Below are 4,125 nucleotides of genomic sequence, written 5' to 3' on the forward strand. Positions count from 1 at the left end.
TGGTCAGTTAGCCCAGATAGCGGGTATCGACACGCAGACGATCCGCTTCTATGAGCAGCAGGGCCTGTTGCCGCCGCCAGAACGGCAGGAGAATGGTTACCGTGTCTATACCGAGAAGCATGGCGAGTGGCTTGCCTTTATCCGCCGCTGCCGAATTCTGGACCTGTCACTGACAGAGATTCGCGAGCTACAGAGCTATCAGGACGACCCTCGCCAGCCTTGTACCGCCGTCAACGCCATGCTCGATGACCACATCTCTCATGTGCGGTCGCAGATAACTGCTCTGCAAGCGCTTGAGCAACAACTCGTTTCACTGAGGGCGAGTTGCAACGAGGGTCGGGAGATCAATGCCTGCGGCATCCTGACGGGGATCAGCGAGGAGAGCAAACAACAGCTGTATAGGGCTAGCTCAGGCCGTAAGGACTGAGCAGAGACATGCCGGACCTTGCAGTGACATTGTGAATGCATGGTGTGTTGATCGCGAAGCCTCACTGCGTATCTCGGCATGCGAACCTGGGCGTTGCTGCAAACTTGCAGGGGCCGTGAAGAAGAGTCGTCATCAACCAGGTAATCCGCTGAGCTGATGGTTGGTTCCGTCATCATGATATGAGCCAATCAACCAAAAAATCCGGATACCCCTTTTTTGGTGATTCCTTTGTCTATGTCATTTTCGATGACAACACCGATCTGTACTGGGCCCGCTCCCGGGTACTGGAGTACCTGAGCCAGGTGGCCGGGCAATTGCCCGATGCCGCCAAACCAGAGCTGGGGCCGGATGCAACCGGCGTTGGCTGGGTATACTCCTACGCCCTGGTGGACCGCACCGGTCAGCATGACCTGTCGGAACTGCGGGCTATTCAGGACTGGTTCCTGAAGTTTGAACTGCAAACCGTGCCCGGTGTATCCGAGGTCGCCAGCGTTGGCGGCATGGTGAAACAGTATCAGGTCGTGGTGAACCCGGACAGACTGCGGGCCCACGACATTACCCTGCAGCGCATCCATTCCGCCATCAACAGCGCCAACCAGGAAACCGGCGCCTCGGTGGTGGAGATGGCCGAGGCGGAATACATGGTACGGGTCACCGGCTACCTGCAGAACGAAGACGATCTGCGACAGGTCCCCCTGGGGGTCAACGACAACGGCAAGCCCCTGTTACTGAAAGACGTGGCCGATGTGCAGCTTGGCCCACAGGTCCGTCGCGGTATCGCCGAACTGAATGGGGAAGGGGAAGTGGCCGGAGGCATTGTGGTGATGCGTTTCGGTGAGAACGCCTTGAAAACCATCGAAGGGGTCAAGCAACGCTTGGAGGACATCAAAACCAGCCTCCCCGATGGTGTAGAAGTGGTTCCTACCTAAGATCGCTCCACACTCATTAATAACGCCGTGGACAACCTGTATGGCAAGTTATTGAAAGAGTTCCTGGTGGTCGTCCTTATTTGCGCAGTATTCCTGTTCCATCTACGGTCGTCGCTGGTGGTCATCGTCAGTCTGCCCGTAGGTATCCTTGCGGCGTTCGTGGTGATGCACGCCCAGGGCATCAACGCCAATATCATGTCCCTCGGGGGTATTGCCATTGCCATCGGCGCCATGGTGGACGGGGCCATCGTGATGGTGGAGAACGTCCATAAACACATGGAGCGAACCCCGCTGACACCGGAAAACCGATGGGCCGTGATGTCGCGGGCCGCGGGTGAGGTGGGGCCCGCGCTGTTTTTCTCACTGATGATCATCACCGTGAGCTTTCTGCCGGTCTTCACCCTGGAGGCTCAGGAGGGCAAGCTCTTCGCCCCCCTGGCGTTCACCAAAACCTACGCCATGGCGGCGGCAGCCGGGCTGGCCATCACTCTCGTTCCAGTGCTGATGGGCTATTTCATCCGTGGCAAGGTATTGCCAGAACATCGCAATCCCATCAACCGACTGCTGATCGCCCTGTACCGACCGATTATCGGCTGGGCTTTGCGACGGCCGGCATTGATGCTTGCCGGAGGCCTGGTGGTGCTGATCATCGGCTTCTGGCCGGCCAACAAGCTGGGCAGTGAATTCATGCCGCCTCTGGACGAGGGGGATCTGATGTACATGCCCACCACCTATCCTGGTATCTCCATTGGCAAGGCCCGACAGATTCTGCAACAGACCGACAAGCTGATTGCCAGTATTCCGGAAGTGGAGACCGTGTTCGGAAAAATTGGCCGCGCCGATACGGCCACCGATCCTGCCCCGCTGACCATGATTGAGACCTTTATCCAGTTCAAACCACGGGACCAGTGGCGACCCGGCATGACGCCGGAATCTCTGCGCCGGGAACTGGACAGGACCGTCAGACTTCCGGGCCTTACTAACGCCTGGGTCATGCCGATCAAAACCCGCATCGACATGCTCTCCACGGGCATCAAGACCCCAGTCGGCATCAAGGTGGCCGGTCCTGACCTGGCGGTGATCCAGGGTATAGGGGAAGAGCTCGAGCGGGTGTTGACTGACATACCCGGCACAGCCTCTGCGTTTTCCGAGCGGGTGGCCGGCGGACGCTACATCAAGGTGGATATACAGCGCGAGGCTGCCGCTCGTTTCGGGCTGAATATCGCAGACATTCAATCGGTCGTACGTACCGCGATTGGCGGCATGAACGTGGCCAACACGGTGGAGGGTCTGGAGCGCTATCCCATCAATCTGCGCTATCCCCAGGGTTACCGGGATTCGGTGGAGCAGATGCGCCTGCTGCCGATGGTGACACCCAATGGCCAGCGTATCGCGTTGGCCGATGTGGCGGATATCCGGATCGACCAGGGGCCGCCCATGATCAAGTCGGAAAACGCCCGTATCAATGGCTGGACTCTGGTGGATATCGAGGGCCGGGATCTGGGCAGTTGGGTAAGGGAGGCGCAGTCCGTGGTGCAAGAACAGGTGGATCTACCTGCTGGCTACTCCCTGACTTGGTCTGGCCAATATGAGTATATGCAGCGGGCCAAGGAACGCCTGACGCTGGTGGTGCCGCTGACCCTGGCCATCATCATCATTCTGCTGTACCTGAACTTCCGCAACCTGACCGAGGTGGGCATTATTCTCGGCACCCTGCCATTCGGCATGATCGGTGGCATCTGGCTGATGTATCTGCTGGGTTACAACCTCTCCGTGGCCGTGGCCGTCGGTTTTATTGCCCTGGCCGGGGTGGCGGTGGAGATCGGAGTCCTGATGCTGGTGTACCTGAACCAGTCTCTGCATAACGCTTTGGAAACCGTGGATCATCAATCAGGCCAGCTGTCGGCAGATGCCCTGCGCAAGGCGATCAGTGACGGTGCTGCGCAACGGGTGCGTCCGATCATGATGACCTTCGCGGCCATTGTAGCTGGCCTGGTGCCCATCATGCTGGGCAGTGGCACCGGCTCAGAAGTCATGCAACGCATCGCCGGCCCGATGATCGGTGGCATGGTCACCACGTTGATCCTGACCCTGCTGCTGATTCCGGTGATTTTCTATCTCTGGCAGCGCGCACGGCTGAAAAAAATCGCCAAAAAAGGAACATTCCGATGATTAGACCCATTGGCATCCAAACCGTTCTGATCCTGCTGATCACAATGGCCTTGCCGATAAACGCCGAACCTATTGAGGTCGTTGACGATTGGGTTCAAGAGGCTCTGACCAATAACGCGACTCTGGGCGCGCAAAGATCTGTCGCCGAAATGTCAGAAGCCAAAGTGGAGGGCTCAGATACTTGGGCCGACCCGGTCATCAAGTATGGCATTGCGCCTGAAACTCTAGAGGGACCTAATACAGTTGGGCATCGCTTTGAGGTAAGCCAGCAGCTGCCCTGGCCGGATCATCTGTCGGCGTCTCGCAAGGCAGCGGAGGCCGGAATGCTTGCCGCCCAGCAGGAGACTCAGTGGCTAATAAGGCAGCTGACAGCTCGCGTTAAGGAGGCGTATGCATATTGGTGGTATACCAATGAAGCGATCAATCTCCATCATGAGACACGCGCTTTGGTCGAGCAACTGGCCACCGTAACGGAACAGAGGCTTGACTATGGCATCGGCTCGCAAAGTGAAATGCTCAGGGTCAAAACGGAGTTGGATACTCTAGATGCCAGACTAGTAGAGCTGCAAGCGGAAAAGGCCGGGCTAGCCAGCGACC

The 4,125-nt window shown here is 57.9% G+C and carries 2 protein-coding genes and 1 pseudogene; all 3 read left to right on the forward strand.

The features are described 5' to 3' along the window. Positions 1-427: Cd(II)/Pb(II)-responsive transcriptional regulator (gene cadR, locus AAC035_RS19235; protein ID WP_339806726.1), on the forward strand; the 427-nt coding region annotated here is incomplete at its 5' end. A 182-nt stretch (positions 428-609) separates the two neighbouring features. After that, positions 610-3,528 (forward strand): annotated as a pseudogene (locus tag AAC035_RS19240) (CusA/CzcA family heavy metal efflux RND transporter); the annotation flags it as partial. Beyond that, positions 3,525-4,125 (forward strand): TolC family protein (locus AAC035_RS19245; protein WP_339806727.1); only part of this gene is annotated, 601 nt, incomplete at its 3' end. The pseudogene AAC035_RS19240 and the gene AAC035_RS19245, both read left to right, overlap by 4 nt.

The sequence above is a fragment of the uncultured Marinobacter sp. genome (assembly GCF_963974375.1).
GTDB lineage: Bacteria > Pseudomonadota > Gammaproteobacteria > Pseudomonadales > Oleiphilaceae > Marinobacter.